This is a genomic window from Actinomadura opuntiae, from assembly GCF_030283205.1.
GTDB lineage: Bacteria > Actinomycetota > Actinomycetes > Streptosporangiales > Streptosporangiaceae > Spirillospora.
In genome coordinates this window covers 161075-177213 of the sequence record NZ_JASNWF010000009.1, presented here as the reverse complement: position 1 = coordinate 177213, position 16139 = coordinate 161075, and the positions used below count along the sequence as shown (strand labels likewise).

The following is a 16139-nucleotide window of genomic DNA, read 5'->3' as shown; positions in this document are numbered from 1 at the left end:
CGCATGAACATGGACAAGCCGATCCGGTGGGTGGCCGTCTTCGGGATGTTGCTGTTCTTCGGGCTGATGGCGCAGGTGAACTACGTCCAGGGCAGCCAGGCGGAGAGCCTGCGCACCGACCCGCACAACGCGCGGCAGTACCAGGACCTGTTCAACTCGCCGCGCGGGCAGATCTCCGCGGGCGGCGAGGTGCTGGTGACCTCCATCGAGACGCACAAGGACACCCCGAAGTACGGCCGCAGCTACAAGGACGGCCCGGTCTTCGCGCCGATCACCGGGTACTTCGGCGGGAACGGCAACGCCACGCAGGTCGAGCGGGCCTACAACGCGCTGCTCGGCGGCAAGGACAAGCGGATCGCCAACCAGCACTGGTTCGACACGTTCATCGGCAAGAAGCCCGAGGGCGCGAACCTGGAGCTGACGATCAACCCGCAGGCGCAGCGGACGGCGTACGAGCAGCTGAAGGACAAGACGGCGCCGGGCCGTCGCGGCGGCGCCGTGGTGATCGACGCCAAGACGGGCGCGGTGCAGGTGGCGGCGTCGTGGCCGTCCTACGACCCGAACGAGGTGGCGCCGCAGGCCGGCGACAAGGGGACCAAGCGGCTGGAGCAGCTGGAGAAGGGCAGCGGCGTGATCCGGCCGCTGAACGACAACGCGCTGAGCCAGACGTTCCCGCCCGGGTCGACGTTCAAGACGGTGACGGCGACGGCCGCGATGAACCAGCTCGGCATGAACGACCAGACGACGCTGGACACCTCGCCGCTGACGCTGCCCGAGTCGGGGACGAACCTGCCGAACGACAGCGACAGCGGGTCCTGCGGCGGCCGGGCGCCGATGAAGGGCGCGTTCGCCGAGTCCTGCAACACCTCGTTCGCGCGGCTGGCGCTGCAGCTCGGCATCGAGCGGCTCAACAAGGGCGCCGCGGAGTACGGGTTCGGCAAGTCGGTCAAGATCGAGCCGATGATGCCCGCGGCCGAGAGCGACGTGCCGGTGGACTACACCGACGCCGACGGCAAGAAGCAGCACACCGGCCGGGACGCGACGGCGCGGTCCGGCATCGGGCAGGAGAACGTGCGGGCCACGCCGCTGCAGATGGCGATGGTCGCCTCGGCGATCGTGAACGGCGGCAAGCTGATGAACCCCTACCTCGTGAGCACCGTGCGGGCGAAGGACCAGAGCGAGCTGTACAGCGCCTCGCCGAAGGAGTTCAGCCAGCCGCTGTCGGGCGACCAGGCGTCCCAGTTCGAGGACATGATGCGCGCGGTCGTGCAGGCCGGCACCGCGAAGAACCTGCAGGGCATGAACGTCGCCGGCAAGACCGGTACGGCGGAGCAGGGCCCCGGCATCCCGAACGCGCGCTGGTTCGTCGGGTTCGCCCCGGCCGACAACCCGCGGTACGGGTTCGCGGTGATGACCGAGGGCGACGGCTTCGGCGCGTCCGGCGCCGGCCCGATCGCGGCGGCGATCATGCGCCAGGTGCTGAAGAAGTGAGCGCGGGCCTCGTCCTGAACGACCGGTACCGGCTGCTGGAGCGGCTGGCCACCGGGGGGATGGGCGAGGTCTGGCGGGCCCGCGACGAGTCGCTCGGCCGTCCGGTGGCGGTGAAGCTGCTGCGGCTGGAGCTCGGCGCGGACGTGTCGGCGCGCGGCCGGTTCGAGTCGGAGGCGCGGTTCGCGGCGGGCCTGGCGCACGGCGGGATCGCGCAGGTGTTCGACTTCGGCGAGCAGCACGGCCGGACGTTCCTGGTGATGGAGCTGGTGCCGGGCGAGCCGCTGGACGAGATCCTCGCGCGCGACGGCGGGCTGCCGGTGGAGGCGGTCCTGGACCTGCTGGTGCAGGCGGGCCGGGCGCTGGCGGTGGCGCACGAGGCGGGGATCGTGCACCGCGACGTCAAGCCGGCGAACCTGATGGTGTCGCCGGACGGCACCCTGAAGATCACCGACTTCGGGATCGCGCGGCGGCTGGCGGCGGCGTCGCAGACCCAGACCGGGATGGTCATGGGGACGGCGCACTACATCTCGCCGGAGCAGGCGTCGGCGGGCGAGATCACCACGGCCGCGGACCTGTACTCGCTGGGCGTGGTGGCCTACGAGTGCCTGACGGGGCAGCCGCCGTTCGACGGGCAGACGCCGGTGGAGGTGGCGCTCAAGCACGTCCGGGACGCGCCGCCGGAGCTGCCGACGCGGGTGCCGGAGCCGGCGCGGGCGCTGGTCATGCGGATGCTGGCGAAGCATCCGGCGGACCGTCCGGCCGGGGCGACGGCGGTCGCCGACCAGGCGCTGGCGATCCGCCGGTCGCTGAGCACGGGCCGCCGGGCGCGCGACGGCAGGAGGGCGGAGCGCCCGACGGTGGTCGACCCGCTGGCGGCGCCGCTGCGGACGGCACCCGCCGCTGAGGGCGCCGCTCGGAGATCACCCGATTTGCCGGGATTTGACGCATCCGGTGCGGCGGATAACCTCACGAGCGGGACAGTGACCGGGCAACGGCGCACGGCACTGGCGTTCACCTCGGTCGCCGCCGTGCTGCTGGTGGTGGGAGCCGTCGTCGCCGGCTCGCTGTGGCGGGGCGCGTCCGGTTCGGCCCATGACCGGCGCGACGACGCGCCGCAGGCCCCGGTCACGAGCCCGGTCGGCGGCGACAGCGTCGACGTCCCGGCCACCCGTCCCGCGAACCCGTCCGCGCGCCGGACGCCGACCCCCGGACCGGCCGTCACCGGCCCGCACCGGACGCATAGGATCCGTCCGTCAACGCCACGGAACCACCGCGCGTCCCCTACACACAAGCCGACCACGAAACCGTCCCGGGCGACTCCCACCGCCCCTGAGCCGACACCGACGGCGACCACCACGACTCCGTCAACTCCGAGCCCGGATCCCTCGCCCACGGGGAGCGGGGAGCTAAGTTCGGACCACAAGGTGTAGACGTACGAGGGAAAGTGCACATATGAGTCAACCTCGGCTGCTCGGCGGCCGCTACGAGCTCGACACGGTGATCGGGCGTGGCGGCATGGCCGAGGTCTACCGTGCCCGTGACCTGCGTCTGGATCGCGTGGTCGCGGTCAAGACCCTGCGCTCGGACCTGGCGCGCGACCCCACGTTCCAGGCCCGGTTCCGGCGCGAGGCCCAGTCGGCCGCGTCGCTGAACCACCCCTCGGTCATCGCGGTGTACGACACCGGCGAGGACATGATCGGCGACACCCCGATCCCCTACATCGTGATGGAGTACGTCGACGGGAGCACGCTGCGCGACCTGCTGCGGGAGAACCGCGCGCTGCTCCCGGAGAAGGCCCTGGAGATCACCGACGGGATCCTGCGCGCGCTGGACTACAGCCACCGCGGCGGGATCGTGCACCGCGACATCAAGCCCGCCAACGTGATGCTCACCCGGCAGCACGAGGTCAAGGTCATGGACTTCGGCATCGCCCGGGCCATGGCCGACTCGGCCGCCACGATGACGCAGACCGCGCAGGTGATCGGCACCGCGCAGTACCTGTCGCCCGAGCAGGCGCAGGCCAAGCGGGTGGACGCCCGCAGCGACATCTACTCCACCGGCTGCGTGCTGTACGAGCTGCTCACCGGCCAGCCGCCGTTCACCGGCGACTCCCCGGTCGCGATCGCCTACCAGCACGTCCGGGAGGAGCCGGTCCCGCCGTCGCAGGTCGATCCGAACATCCCGCAGTGGGCCGACGCGATCGTCCTGAAGGCGATGGCGAAGGACCCCGACCACCGCTACCAGAACGCGACGGAGTTCCGGCAGGAGATCCAGCGCGTCCTGCAGGGCCAGCCGGTCGCCTCGACGGCCGCGTCCACGATGCTGATGGGCGCGCAGCCGCAGGGCACCCAGATGATGGGCGGCTACCCGGGCGGCCCGCCGCAGCACACGCAGGTGCAGCGGCCGATGGACGACGGCTACAACCTGCCGCCCGTCCAGTACGACGAGGACGGCGAGCGCCGCGGCGGCGCGGGCAAGAAGGCCGCGCTGTGGATCGCGCTCGCCGTCGTGTTCATCGGCGGCGCCGCGCTCGTCGGCCTGATGATGAGCGGGGGCGGCGGCGAGGACAAGGTCGCGGTCCCGACCGGCATCGTGAACGTGTCCAGGAACGACGCCACCGCGCAGCTCACCAAGGCCGGCCTGAAGGTCGGCACGGTGACCGAGCAGTACAACAGCGACGTCAAGGACGGCTACGTCATCAGCACCGACCCGGCGCCCGGCAAGGAGCTGGCCAAGGGCTCGTCGGTGGCGCTGGTGGTCTCCAAGGGCGACAAGCCGCCGCCGCAGGTCGAGGTCCCGGACGTGACCGGCAAGCCGTACTCGGTGGCCAAGAGCCTGCTCAAGGAGAAGGGCTTCGAGGTCGAGCACACGCTGCAGACCAGCGACAGCGTCCCGCGGCTCAGCGTGATCAGCTCCGACCCGCAGCCGGGCGAGAAGGTCAAGAAGGGCGCGACCGTGAAGCTGGTCGTGTCGAACGGCCCGAGCAGCGTGAAGGTGCCGGCGCTGTTCAACAACAGCAAGCGGGCCGCCTGCGCCAAGCTGAAGGCCCTCGGCCTGGAGTGCAAGGTGCAGGAGGGCACCCCGCCGCCGGACAAGCAGGTCGCGACCGGCCTGGTCTACGACCAGACGCCCGGCCAGGACGCGACGGTGGCGCCCGGCGAGACGGTGACGATCTTCGTGGCGCAGAAGCCGTCGCCGACGCCGAACCCGACCGGGTCCTCGCCGAACCCGCAGTGGCCGACCGGGTTCCCGAACCCCGGCGGCGGCTGACCGGCGACCGCGGCAGAAGCAGGGGCCCGTTCCTCCGTCGGAGGGGCGGGCCCTTTGGTATGGGCGGGCTGGTCGGCGTCGGCGGGCCGGTTCGCGTGGGCGATCCGGGTCCGGGCATAGGAGAGGGCCTCCGCCACTCGGGGGCAATGGCGGAAGCCCTCGATAGGTCTTCGGCTGGGGCGTCCCGGACGTTACGGATTTCAACCGAATTTTTCTCACGAATCCGGCGAACGCCCCACCGCGCGGCGAACGCGCAGGTCAGCGGCGGCTTCGCAGGCGGCGAGCCAGTTCCGGAGCAGCCGGTGGCCGCCGGTGGACAGGATCGACTCGGGGTGGAACTGGATCCCCTCCACCGGGTGGACGCGGTGCCGCAGCCCCATCACGACGCCGTCGGGGGTGCGGGCGGTGACGTCCAGGACGCCGCGGGGCACGGTGGCGGGGTCGACGGCGAGCGAGTGGTAGCGGGTGGCGGGGAACGGGTCGGGCAGGCCGGCGAACACGCCGGCGCCGTCGTGCCCGATGGGGCTGGTCGAGCCGTGCACGATCTCCGGTGCGCGCGCCACCACGGCGCCGTGCACGTGGGCGATCACCTGGTGGCCGAGGCAGACGCCGAGCAGCGGCACGCCCGCCCGCCCGGCGGCCCGGACGAGGTCGAGGCAGATCCCCGTGCCGGCGGGGTGGCCGGGGCCGGGGCTGAGGAGCACGCCGTCGGCGGCCGCGGCGTCGTCGAGGGTGGCGTCGGCGCGGTCCAGGACGGTGCACTCGGCGCCGAGCTCCCGCAGGTACTGGACGATCGTGAAGACGAAGCTGTCGCGGTTGTCCACGACGAGGACGCGCATCAGCCGGGTCTCGCGGTGGAGGTGGGCGACGGGGTGCCGTCGACGACGCCGTGGTCGAGTTGGACCTTGGGCTCCAACCAGGGGAACACGCCCCACCACAGGACGGCGGCGAGGACGGCGACGATCGCGACGGCGATGCCAGCCTTGGCGGGCCAGGTCCCGGGGAGGTGGCGCCACAGCCACGCGTACACGGTGCCTCCTACTTTCCGGCTGCGGACGGCGCGGACGACCGGACGCGCGGCACGGCCGACGCCAGCGCACCGAAGATGATCATCCGCTTGGCGGCCGAGTACTTGGGGTGGCAGGTGGTGAGGGTGATCATCCGCCCGGTGGGCCGGCGCCCGGGATGGAACGGGACCGGCGCGGTCACGTCCACCTCGGTCGGCTTCACGATCCTGCGGTCGGTCACCTTGTAGACGTACTGGTGGTCGCGGGTGTCGATGAGGATCTCGTCGCCGCGGTCGAGCTCGCCCAGCTTGTTGAAGGGCGCGGAGTAGGTCGTGCGGTGGCCGGAGACGACGAAGTTGCCGACCTGGCCGGGCAGCGCGGTGCCGGGGTAGTGGCCGGGCCCCTTGCGCAGGTCGGGGATGGTGACGCCCTCGATGATCACGAAGTGGTACCCCCTGCCGAACTTCGGGACGCGGATCATCGCCAGGCCCTTGCCGAGGCTCACCCGCTCGGTGGTCACCCGCGACGGCGCCTGCCAGGACCTCATCATCTGCCGGCCCAGCTCGTCCTGCTGCGCGCTGGTGTACTGGCCGGTCCCCCAGAGCTCGTAGGTGACGAACAGCATCACGATGATCCCCGCGGTGATGCACAGCTCCCCCATGCCACGGATGACCATCCGCACCGCGCGTCCCCCCTCCCGAGCCTCAGGGCGTCCCGGACGGCGCCTCCGACGGCACCGTAGCGTGCTTCATGGTGACGTTGGCCGTGTAGGCGGGCAGGGTCGCGCGGCCGATCGTCCGGACGGAGTAGCCGAGCCCGTAGGCGCGGACGTACTTGAGGTAGATCGCGACGTCGCGGGACGCGGCGAGCGCGGCGCGCAGCCGGGCGGGGTCGCCGGCGGCGGTGATCCGGAACGGCGGGGAGTACACGACGCCCTGCAGGACGAGGGTGTTGCCGACGCACCGGACGGCGCTGGTCGCGATCACCCGCTGGTCCATGATCTGCATCGCGCGGGCGCCGCCGGCCCACAGCGCGTTCACCACGGCCTGGACGTCGCTCTGGTGCACGACGAGGTCGTCGGGGCGGACGCCGGACGGCAGGTCGCCGGACGGCTGCGGCGCGTCGTCCAGCGCGACGCGGACGGCGGGCCCGGTGTAGGGGGTGAAGCCGGCCGCGGGGGCGAGCCCGTCGGCCTCGCCCTGGGCCCGCGTCACGCGGGCGTCGGTGCGCCCGGCGGCGCGGGACAGGCCGTCGACCTCGCGGCGCAGCCTCCGGTACTCGGCGCGCTCGCGGCGGCTGCCGCGCTGCTCGTCGCCGATCAGGTCGGTGACCCGGGTGCGGCCCTGGTCGCGCAGGCTCGTGCCGCGGGCCGTGCTCGCGCTCGCCGCGAACAGGGTTCCCGCGGCGAGCGTGAGAACTGGGATGATGCTTCCCCACGCCGAACGCCGTACCCTCATCAAACAGTGCTGTTCATCAGACGGTGCTCACCAGCGACTACGCTAACCGACAAACCACCCATGCGCGGACCGGCGCTCCGGCCGCCGGACGCCCGAGGAGAACGATCCCACCGTGGCCAAGTCCAAAGTGCGCAAGAAGGCCGTTTACACGCCCCCGCAGAAGTCGAAGGCGCCGGAGGTCAGCCCGCGCTGGCTGGTCCCGACGATGGTGGCGCTGTGGTTGATCGGGCTGGCCTGGATCGCGGTCTTCTACGTGACGGCCAGCACCGGCACCGACGTGCCGTTCATGTCCGACCTGCACAACTGGAACCTGGGGATCGGCTTCGTGGCGATCATCCTGGGCGTGGTGCTGTCGACCCGCTGGCGCTGAATCAGTTCGGAATACCCGCTTTTCGCGCGGGTCAATCCACGCAAGTTATCCACAGGCTGGGGATCTCTGGCCCCGCCTTTCCCCAGGTTTTCCACAGGCGCGGGTACCGAGCGGTCTTCGGGGGACCGCGCCGGACACGGCGAAGCCGCCCGCACCCGCCTGGGGCACGGGCGGCCTCCGCGCGCCCTGAGCCTGTCCGGCGCCGCTCGATGAGCGCCGGCGTCCCGGCTAGGTGAGCGCCAGCGTCTTGACCGTCACCAGGGTCGCGAGCGCCACCAGCACGACCACCGGCACGCCGATGTGGAGCAGCCGCCGCTGCGCCGCCGGCGCGTACGCGTACGCCAGCGCGATCAGCGCGCCGACGACCAGCCCGCCGATGTGCCCCTCCCAGGAGATCCCCTTCACCGAGAAGGTGATCGCCAGGTTGATCACCAGCAGGAACAGGATCGGCCCGGTGGGCGCGCCCAGCCGGCGGCCGACCACGAAGTACGCCCCGAACAGCCCGAAGATGGCGCCGGACGCGCCCACCGCCGCGCCGTACGGCTCGACCAGGTACAGCAGCACCGAGCCGCCCAGCCCCGACAGCAGGTACAGCGCCAGGTAGCGCCCGCGGCCGAGCACGTGCTCCAGCGCCGGCCCCACCGCGTACAGCGCCCACATGTTGAACAGGATGTGGGTGAAGCCGAGCGAGCCGTCGCGGTCGTGCAGGAACATCGTGCTGACCAGCCGGTACCACTCGCCCTCGGCGACGCCGACGAGGTCGCCCCCGCGGGTGACGCCGAGCCCCAGCATCTCCAGGTCGAGGACGACCCGCGGCGACGCCAGCTCGACGATGTACATCAGGACGCACAGGCCGATCAGCGTGTAGGTGACGACCGGCATCGCCGCCACCGGTCCGCGCGCGCCCAGCACCGGCCGCGGGGCGGCGGCGCGCGCGCCGCGGTTGCCCTCGGCGACGCATTCGACGCACTGGTGCCCGACGGCCGCGTCCCGCATGCACTCGGGGCAGATGTAGCGGTCGCACCGCGTGCAGCGGACGTAGGTCTCCCGCCCCGGATGCCGGTAGCAGGTCGGCACCGAGGTCTCGGGCGCGGGACTTTGTTCTGTGCTCATCCGGTCTCCGTCGGGCCGTCGCGGGGTGTCAGCAGGCGCGGCTGCTCACCCTGGGAAACGACTAACGCCGCTCGATCGTCACCGACCGGATGACGACGTCCTCGCTCGGACGGTCCCCCCGGGCCGTCGGGACCGTGCTGATCCGGTCGACGACGTCGGTGCCCTCGACGACCTTGCCGAAGATCGTGTGCCGGCCGGTCAGGTGCTGCACCTGGCCGATGTTGTCGGTGGTGATGAAGAACTGCGAGCCGTTGGTGCCGGGCCCGGCGTTCGCCATCGCCAGCAGGTACGGCTTGTTGAACTTCAGGTCCGGGTGGAACTCGTCCTTGAACTGGTAGCCGGGGCCGCCGGTGCCGGTGCCCAGCGGGTCCCCGCCCTGGATCATGAAGCCGGGGATGACGCGGTGGAAGATCGTCCCGTTGTACAGCGGCGCCTCGGACTTCTGCCCGGTGCGCGGGTCGGTCCAGGTGCGCCGGCCCTCGGCCAGCTCGGTGAAGTTCGCCACCGTCTCGGGCGCCTGGTCCGGGTACAGCTGGATCACGATCTTGCCGAGCGACGTGTCGAGCGTCGCGAAGGTCTCGTTGGCCACGCTGGCCGCCTCCTCGTGAAGTGGATGTGTGCACGTTCGCCGCGGGCCCGGCCGGGCCCCGATTCGTCACGCTGCGTGACCCATCGGCCGCGCCCATCGGGTTTACCTCCCGGCAACCGGGAAGAGTGCCTGACAGGACCTCGCAAACAGGGAGGTTAGCGTGTCCCTAATGATTAGTATCCGCCGGAAGCCGCAGGACGAGATGCTCACGCGGCTCGGCCGCGTCCAGGAAGCGGCCCGCCAGGGTGCGGAACGGTGCCAGGAGGGCGCCTCCGTCATGGCGGAGCGGATCATGCCGGCCGCCCAGGAGCAGCTGATGGTCGCGCGCGGCTGGAGCGCCCCGCGGCTGCGGATGGCCGCCCAGTACGTGGAGAACGGGCTCGCCCCGCGGGTGAGCTCGTTCCTCGGCGACGTGGCCCAGCGGGTGGAACCGCCGGCCGCGAGCAAGCCGAGGCGCGGCGCCATCATGGCCATGATGGGCGTCGTCGCCGCCGCCGGTATGGCCGGTGTCGTGCTGACCAAGCGCGACGCCGTGCGCGACATGGCCAAGGGCTCCGGAGAGCAGGGGGAGGCCGTGTCGGCCGACTCCATGACGGTCTCCGGTTCCGACGTCGACGGGCAGGTGCACTCGCCGCACTGACCGTCCGCGCCGTCCGCGCGCGGGGCCCGGGCCGCACCGTCGGCCCGGGCCCCGCGTCCTGCGGGCCGCGCCCCGGCCGGGCCCTCATCAGGCGGGCCCTCATCAGGCGGGTGCTCCCGTCACACCGGTTACTACCAACCGGTACGGTGAACGCCATGTCGCCCAAACCGCGCTCACCGGGCCGGCAGCTGACCGCGCTGGCGAAGGACCGGGCCCGCCGCGGCCTGCACACGGCGGTGCACGCCGCCTGGCAGTGGATCCAGCGGCACGGCGAGATCACCCCGCACACCCCGGGCCGGCGCCGCTTCGCCTACCTCGGTGAGGGCGCGTGCATCGGCTTCCCCGTCGGCGCCATCTACGGCGAGCCGTGGATCTCGATCGGCGACCACACCCTCGTCGGCACGCACGTGACGATCTCGGCGGGCTTCGTCCCCGGCCTGGACCTCGGCCCGGACGTCATCGTGAGGATCGGGTCGAGCTGCTCGCTGGGCCGCGGCACGCACATCGTCGGCCACCAGTCCATCGAGATCGGCGACGACGTCTTCACCGGGCCGAACGTCTACATCACCGACCAGAACCACACCTACGGCGATCCGGCGATGCCGATCGGCCGGCAATGGCCGGAGAACAACCCGGTGGTCATCGGCGACGGCTGCTGGATCGGCACCGGCGCGATCATCCTGCCGGGGACCCGGCTGGGCCGCAACGTCGCCGTCGCCGGCGGCGCCGTCGTCCGCGGCGAGTTCCCCGACCATTCGGTCATCGGCGGCGTCCCCGCCAAGGTGCTGCGCAGCTACGACGAGGAGAACGGCTGGCAGCCGCCGCTGCGCAACAGCCCGCTGATGTCCCTCGACGAGCTCGCCGCGCTGTCCGTCGACGGCCTGGAGGGCCTCCAGCTGCTCCAGGACAAGCTCCGCGAGGAAGCCGGCTGACCCGAGAGCTGAACAAGAGCCGCCGTTCCGCGCAGGCGACCGCATAGGCAGAGGCCCCGTCCGGCTGGACGGGGCCTCTGTTAGTGCGGTGCGTCAGTTGTAGCGGGCGGCGCGGCGGTCTCCGCCGTCGCGGCGCTGCCCGCCGCCTCCGCCGCCGAAGGAGCGGCGGTTGCCGTGCGAGCCGCCACCCGACCGGGGGCCGCCGCGGCGCTCCCCGCCCGAGTAGGAGCCGCGGTACTCGCCGTAGCCGCCGCCTTCGCGGCGCCCCTCGTACGAGCCCTCACTGCGGCCCTCGGAGCGCTGGCCGCCGTCCTGCCGGTCGAAGGAGCGCCCGCCGCGCCCGCCGCCGCCGTTGAAGCCGCGGCCGCCGCGGCGCCCGCCGCCCGGACGGCCGCCCCGACCGCCCTCGCGGCGCGGCCGCTCCGGGATGAGCGGCTCCTCGATCGGGATGCCGGACGGGATCCGGGCCCCGGTCAGCTTCATCAGCTCGGCGTCGCCGCTGCTCACCCGGACGCGCGGCGCGTTGATGCCGGCGCGGCGGGTCATCGCCGACGTCGAGCGCACCTGGTGCGGCAGCACGAGCGTGACGACGGTGCCGCGCTCGCCGGCGCGGGCGGTGCGTCCCGCGCGGTGCATGTAGTCCTTGCTGTCGGCCGGCGGGTCGACGTGCATGACGAGGCTGACGTCGTCCACGTGGATGCCGCGCGCGGCGACGTCCGTGGCGACGAGCACGCTGATGGTGCCCTCGCGGAACTCGGCGAGCGTGCGGGTGCGCAGCCCCTGGCTCTTGCCGCCGTGCAGGCCGGCCGCGCGGACGCCCACCTGGGTGAGCTGCTTGGCGAGCCGGTCGACGCCGTGCTTGGTGCGGGCGAACAGGATCGTCCGGCCCTCCCGGTTGGCGATCTCGGCGGTGATGGCGCCCTTGTCCTTGGGCGCCACCAGCAGCAGGTGGTGCTCCATCGTGTCGACGGACTCGTCCACCGGGCCGATCGCGTGCGTCACCGGGTCGTTCAGGTACCGCTTGACCAGGACGTCCACGTCCTTGTCGAGGGTCGCGGAGAACAGCAGCCGCTGCCCGCCGGGCTTGGCCGCGTCGAGGATGTCGGTGACGTCGGGCAGGAAGCCCATGTCGGCCATGTGGTCGGCCTCGTCCAGCACCGCGATCTCGATGTCGGACAGGTCGCAGGCGCCCTGCCGCATCAGGTCCTTGAGCCGGCCGGGGGTGGCGACGAGCACCTCGACGCCGCGGCGCAGCGCGTCGATCTGCTTGAACATCGACATCTGGCCGATGACGGTCTTGAACTTCAGCCCGAGGCCGCGGCCGAGCGGCTCCAGGTTGGTCTGCACCTGCTGGGCCAGCTCGCGGGTCGGGACGAGGATGAGCGCGAGCGGGCGCTTCGGCGCTGCGCGGCGGCCCGACAGGCGGGCGAGCAGCGGCAGGCCGAAGGCGAGGGTCTTGCCGGAGCCGGTCTTGCCCCGGCCCAGCACGTCGCGTCCCTCCATGACGTCGGGGATCGCGGCGACCTGGATCGGGAACGGTGCGTCGATGCCCGACCGGGCCAGGGCGGACACCAGCGCGGCCGGGAGGCCGAGCTCGGCGAAGGTGGGAACCCGCTCGTCGCCGGCGGTCGCGGTGTCCGCGGTGGCCGGCATGTCGGCGGTCGGGTTCTGTTCAGCGGCAGCTGTGGTCACGCATTACCTTCCGAGAGGGGGGCACGTCTCGGGAGGCACCACGGTGTGATCGGCTCAGCGATCGGTGGGCTACAAGGACGAGCCTGGCGCCATCGGGGCGCCGAAGAATGATTCCTAGAGTCTAACGTCGGCCGGGTGGCTGCTTATGCCCCCTCCCGGGCGGAACATGCGTCCCTTCTTTCTCAGCATGCGCAGGAAAAGCCCGTGACGGGCGCCGTGAGGGCGTCGGGGGCGCGCCGGACGACGGTGCCCGCGCCCGTCGCGACGGGCAGCCCCTCGCGCGCCCAGTACTCGAATCCGCCGATCATCTCCTTGACGGGACGGCCGAGCTTCGCGAACTCCAGTGCGGCCTTCTGCGCGCCGTTGCAGCCCGGTCCCCAGCAGTAGACGACCACGGTCGCGCCTTCGGGAACCAACGCTCCGGCGCGCTCGGCGATGTCCGCGGTCGGCAGGTGGACGGCTCCGTCCACGTGCCCCTGCGCCCAGCTCTCGGTGCTGCGGGTGTCGACGACCACGATGCCGGGCGCGGCGGCGGCCAGATCGGCGGCCACGTCCGAGACGTCGGTCTCGAAGGCGAGGCGGGCGGCGAAGTGCCGGCGCGCCTCGTCGGCGCTGGCGGCGGGTACGGCGGTGACGGCGCTCATAGCGGCTCCCTAACTCGGATGCCTTCATCCTCTGATGACGGCATGCATGTCCGGGAGTGGCATGAATGTCGTCTATCGCTAAGATCTCGCCATGCGCGTCACCGCCCCCGCCCGCCGGCACACCGTCTCGGTGCTGGCGTTCGACGGCATGGCGCCGTTCGAGCTCGGCTCCGTCGTCGAGGTGTTCGGCCTGCCCCGGCCCGAACTCGACGTCCCCTGGTACGACCTGCGGGTCTGCTCGCTGGAACGCGGCCCGATGCGCGCCGTCGGCGGGTTCACGATGGCCGCCGAGCACGACCTCGACGCTTTCGCGTCCGCCGACACGGTCATGGTGGTCGCGGTCCCGGACGTCCACGGCGACCCGCCGCCCGAGGTCGTCGCGGCGCTGCAGAAGGCGCACGCGCGCGGCGCCCGCGTCGTGTCGATCTGCTCGGGCGCGTTCACGCTGGCCGCCGCCGGCCTCCTGGACGGGCGCGAGGCCACGACGCACTGGCGGTACGCGGACCTGCTCCAGCGCCGCTACCCGGCCGTCCGCGTGACGCCGGACGTCCTGTACGTGGACGGCGACGACGTCCTCACCGGCGCCGGCAGCGCCGCCGGGCTGGACATGTGCCTGCATCTCGTCCGCAAGGACCACGGCGCCCGCGTCGCCAACGCGGTCGCGCGCCGCCTGGTCGTCCCGCCGCACCGCGAGGGCGGGCAGGCGCAGTTCGTCGAGGCCGCCGTCACCGCGCCCGCCGAGGACGGCGCCGACGAGGCGATCGCGCGGAGCATGCGCTGGGCGCTCGATCACCTCGCCGAGCCGATCACCGTCGCGCGGATGGCCCGCGAGGCCCACCTCGCCCCGCGCACCTTCATCCGGCACTTCAACCGGCAGACCGGGACCAGCCCGCTGCGCTGGGTCGTCACCCAGCGGATCATGGCCGCGCTGCCGCTGCTCGAGGAGGGCGCCGCGCCGATCGAGCGGATCGCGGCCGCGGTCGGCTTCGAGAGCCCGGTGACCTTCCGGCACCACTTCGGGCGGGCGATGCGGACCTCGCCGTCCGCCTACCGCCGCACCTTCCGCCCCGCCTCCTGATCCGCCTCCTGACCCCCGTCCGAGGGGCTCAGCGTGCGGGGACGGGCGCCTGCCGGTCGATCTCGCGGCCGATGACGAGCACCATCTCGTCGAACGCGGCGACCCCGTAGCGCGAGCGCAGCGCCGGGTAGACGTTCTTGCGGGCGGCCTCCTTGAGCATCCAGCTCAGCTCCGCGTACCGCACCGGCCGTCCGCCGGCCAGGTCGTCGTGCACCCGCCGGGTGACCCGGAGCAGCTCCGGATGCGCCGCCGACTCGGAAAGGATCATGCGCGTGGCGTCCCTCAGCTCCATGCGCGCGAGTCTAGGCGCCCGCCGCGCGCCGCCGCCGGGTGTCTGTGAGCGAGCTTACGACGACAAGTAGTACTACGCGCCGTAGTATTACCGACAGGACGTAGTACTACAGCTTGTAGTAGATGAGCCAGAGAGGCGCGCGCCCATGGACTCGGTCGACATCGCACGGTGGCAGTTCGGGATCACCACCGTCTACCACTTCCTGTTCGTCCCACTCACGATCGGGCTGTCCGCGCTGGTCGCGGGCCTGGAGACGGCCTGGCTCCGGACGGGGAGGACGCAGTACCTGCGGGCGGCGAAGTTCTGGGGCAAGCTCTTCCTGATCAACTTCGCGATGGGGATCGTCACCGGCATCGTGCAGGAGTTCCAGTTCGGGATGAACTGGAGCGACTACTCCCGCTTCGTCGGCGACATCTTCGGCGCCCCGCTCGCGATCGAGGGGCTCCTGGCGTTCTTCGTCGAGTCGACCTTCCTCGGCCTGTGGATCTTCGGCTGGGACAAGCTCAACGCCAAGCTGCACAACGCGTGCATCTGGCTCGTCCACATCGGCACCCTGCTGTCGGCGTACTTCATCCTCGCCGCGAACTCGTGGATGCAGCATCCCGTCGGCTACCGCATCGACCACGCGACCGGACGGGCCCGCCTCACCGACTTCTGGGCCGTCCTCACCAACTCCACCCAGCTCGTCTCGTTCCCGCACACCATCACCGCGGCGTTCGTCACCGGCGGCCTGTTCATGGCGGGCGTCAGCGCCTGGCACCTCGCCCGCCGCAAGAACATCGAGGTGTTCCGCCCGTCGCTGAAGGTCGCGCTCGCCGTCACCGCGGTCGCGTCGATCGGCGTCGCGATCACCGGGGACGTCCAGGGCAAGGTCATGACCGAGCAGCAGCCGATGAAGATGGCCGCCGCCGAGGCGCTCTACGAGACCGAGCAGCCCGCGTCGTTCTCCGTCCTCACCGTCGGCACGCCCGACGGCCACAAGGAGGTCTTCGGGATCAAGGTCCCGCGCGTGCTGTCGTTCCTCGCCACCGGCAGCTTCGACGGCGAGGTCAAGGGGATCAACGACGTCCAGGCCGCCGAGGAGGCCCGGTACGGGCCCGGCAACTACCGGCCGGTCGTCCCCGTCGCCTACTGGAACTTCCGGATCATGGTCGGGGTCGGGATGCTCACCGCGCTCGTCTCGCTCGCCGGGCTGTGGCTGCTGCGGCGCGGACGGCTCCCGTCCAGCCCCTGGGTGTACCGGATCGGTGTGCTGTCGCTGACGCTGCCGTTCATCGGCAACTCCGCCGGATGGATCTTCACCGAGAACGGACGGCAGCCCTGGTCGGTGTTCGGTGTGATGAAGACGTCCGCGAGCGTCTCGCCGGGCGTGTCGCCGACGTCGATGCTCATCTCCGTCGCCTCGCTGACCGCGCTGTACGGCGTCCTGCTGGTCATCGAGGTGGGGCTGATGCTCCGGTACGCCAAGGCCGGGCCGCCCACGGAAGAAGAGGTGCTGCCCCCGCCGCCGTCCGGCGACGACTCCGACGACGACGCCGAGCGCTCGCTCGCGTTCGCCTACTGA

The 16139-nt window shown here is 72.0% G+C and carries 17 protein-coding genes; 8 read left to right on the top strand and 9 right to left on the bottom strand.

Annotated features, from left to right (window positions below; genetic code table 11):
- Window positions 1–3: 3 nt before the first annotated feature.
- The 3 genes from QP089_RS21030 to pknB are packed head-to-tail and all read left to right on the top strand — an operon-like array spanning window position 4 to window position 4761.
- Complete coding sequence (locus tag QP089_RS21030) at window positions 4–1491, top strand: peptidoglycan D,D-transpeptidase FtsI family protein (protein WP_285913425.1); 1488 nt, start codon at window positions 4–6, stop codon at window positions 1489–1491.
- Window positions 1488–2921, top strand: coding sequence for a serine/threonine-protein kinase (locus tag QP089_RS21025; protein ID WP_285913424.1), 1434 nt, complete (start codon window positions 1488–1490; stop codon window positions 2919–2921). The genes QP089_RS21030 and QP089_RS21025 overlap by 4 nt, the downstream gene beginning before the upstream one ends.
- 22 nt (window positions 2922–2943) lie before the next feature.
- The gene (gene pknB, locus QP089_RS21020; RefSeq protein ID WP_285913423.1) at window positions 2944–4761 is read left to right on the top strand and encodes a Stk1 family PASTA domain-containing Ser/Thr kinase; all 1818 of its coding nucleotides are present in this window, start codon (window positions 2944–2946) and stop codon (window positions 4759–4761) included.
- Between the two features lie 215 nt (window positions 4762–4976).
- On the opposite strand, the gene QP089_RS21015 is transcribed toward pknB, so the two are convergent.
- Genes QP089_RS21015 through QP089_RS21000 form a run of 4 tightly spaced genes read right to left on the bottom strand, consistent with a single transcriptional unit; the run spans window position 4977 to window position 7225 of the window.
- Window positions 4977–5600, bottom strand: coding sequence for an anthranilate synthase component II (locus tag QP089_RS21015; protein WP_285913422.1), 624 nt, complete (start codon window positions 5598–5600; stop codon window positions 4977–4979).
- Window positions 5600–5791: a hypothetical protein gene (locus tag QP089_RS21010; RefSeq protein WP_285913421.1), complete on the bottom strand. Its 192-nt coding sequence runs from the start codon at window positions 5789–5791 to the stop codon at window positions 5600–5602. Before QP089_RS21010 ends, QP089_RS21015 begins: the two co-directional genes overlap by 1 nt.
- 8 nt (window positions 5792–5799) lie before the next feature.
- Window positions 5800–6444 carry a class E sortase gene (locus tag QP089_RS21005; RefSeq protein WP_285913420.1) on the bottom strand — a complete coding sequence of 215 codons (645 nt, stop codon included), beginning with the start codon at window positions 6442–6444 and terminating at the stop codon, window positions 5800–5802.
- A gap of 28 nt (window positions 6445–6472) precedes the next feature.
- Entirely contained in the window at window positions 6473–7225 is a 753-nt protein-coding gene (locus QP089_RS21000) for a DUF881 domain-containing protein (protein WP_285913419.1), read from the bottom strand.
- Between the two features lie 112 nt (window positions 7226–7337).
- On the opposite strand from QP089_RS21000, the gene QP089_RS20995 reads away from it, so the two are divergent.
- Window positions 7338–7595, top strand: coding sequence for a cell division protein CrgA (locus QP089_RS20995; protein ID WP_151593939.1), 258 nt, complete (start codon window positions 7338–7340; stop codon window positions 7593–7595).
- Between the two features lie 228 nt (window positions 7596–7823).
- Here the strand turns inward: QP089_RS20995 and QP089_RS20990 are convergent, their stop codons facing one another.
- Both QP089_RS20990 and QP089_RS20985 read right to left on the bottom strand, forming a co-directional pair.
- Window positions 7824–8708: a rhomboid family intramembrane serine protease gene (locus tag QP089_RS20990; RefSeq protein ID WP_285913418.1), complete on the bottom strand. Its 885-nt coding sequence runs from the start codon at window positions 8706–8708 to the stop codon at window positions 7824–7826.
- A 61-nt stretch (window positions 8709–8769) separates the two neighbouring features.
- Window positions 8770–9297, bottom strand: a complete 528-nt coding sequence (locus tag QP089_RS20985; protein ID WP_285913417.1) for a peptidylprolyl isomerase — start codon at window positions 9295–9297, stop codon at window positions 8770–8772.
- 169 nt (window positions 9298–9466) lie between these two features.
- Here QP089_RS20985 and QP089_RS20980 point away from each other — a divergent pair, with 169 nt between their 5' ends.
- Window positions 9467–9937 (top strand): hypothetical protein, encoded by a 471-nt coding sequence (locus tag QP089_RS20980; RefSeq protein WP_285913416.1) that lies wholly within the window; start codon window positions 9467–9469, stop codon window positions 9935–9937.
- 155 nt (window positions 9938–10092) lie between these two features.
- A complete protein-coding gene (locus QP089_RS20975) occupies window positions 10093–10869 on the top strand; it encodes an acyltransferase (RefSeq protein ID WP_285913415.1) in 777 nt (258 codons plus the stop codon).
- 93 nt (window positions 10870–10962) lie between these two features.
- Here QP089_RS20975 and QP089_RS20970 read toward each other — a convergent pair whose 3' ends face one another.
- A complete protein-coding gene (locus tag QP089_RS20970; RefSeq protein ID WP_285913655.1) occupies window positions 10963–12522 on the bottom strand; it encodes a DEAD/DEAH box helicase in 1560 nt (519 codons plus the stop codon).
- Between the two features lie 221 nt (window positions 12523–12743).
- Window positions 12744–13205 (bottom strand): rhodanese-like domain-containing protein, encoded by a 462-nt coding sequence (locus QP089_RS20965; protein WP_285913414.1) that lies wholly within the window; start codon window positions 13203–13205, stop codon window positions 12744–12746.
- A 91-nt stretch (window positions 13206–13296) separates the two neighbouring features.
- Here QP089_RS20965 and QP089_RS20960 point away from each other — a divergent pair, with 91 nt between their 5' ends.
- Window positions 13297–14283: a helix-turn-helix domain-containing protein gene (locus QP089_RS20960; protein WP_285913413.1), complete on the top strand. Its 987-nt coding sequence runs from the start codon at window positions 13297–13299 to the stop codon at window positions 14281–14283.
- A gap of 28 nt (window positions 14284–14311) precedes the next feature.
- On the opposite strand, the gene QP089_RS20955 is transcribed toward QP089_RS20960, so the two are convergent.
- The gene (locus QP089_RS20955; RefSeq protein ID WP_285913412.1) at window positions 14312–14575 is read right to left on the bottom strand and encodes a hypothetical protein; all 264 of its coding nucleotides are present in this window, start codon (window positions 14573–14575) and stop codon (window positions 14312–14314) included.
- A gap of 145 nt (window positions 14576–14720) precedes the next feature.
- Here QP089_RS20955 and QP089_RS20950 point away from each other — a divergent pair, with 145 nt between their 5' ends.
- The gene (locus QP089_RS20950) at window positions 14721–16139 is read left to right on the top strand and encodes a cytochrome ubiquinol oxidase subunit I (RefSeq protein WP_285913411.1); all 1419 of its coding nucleotides are present in this window, start codon (window positions 14721–14723) and stop codon (window positions 16137–16139) included.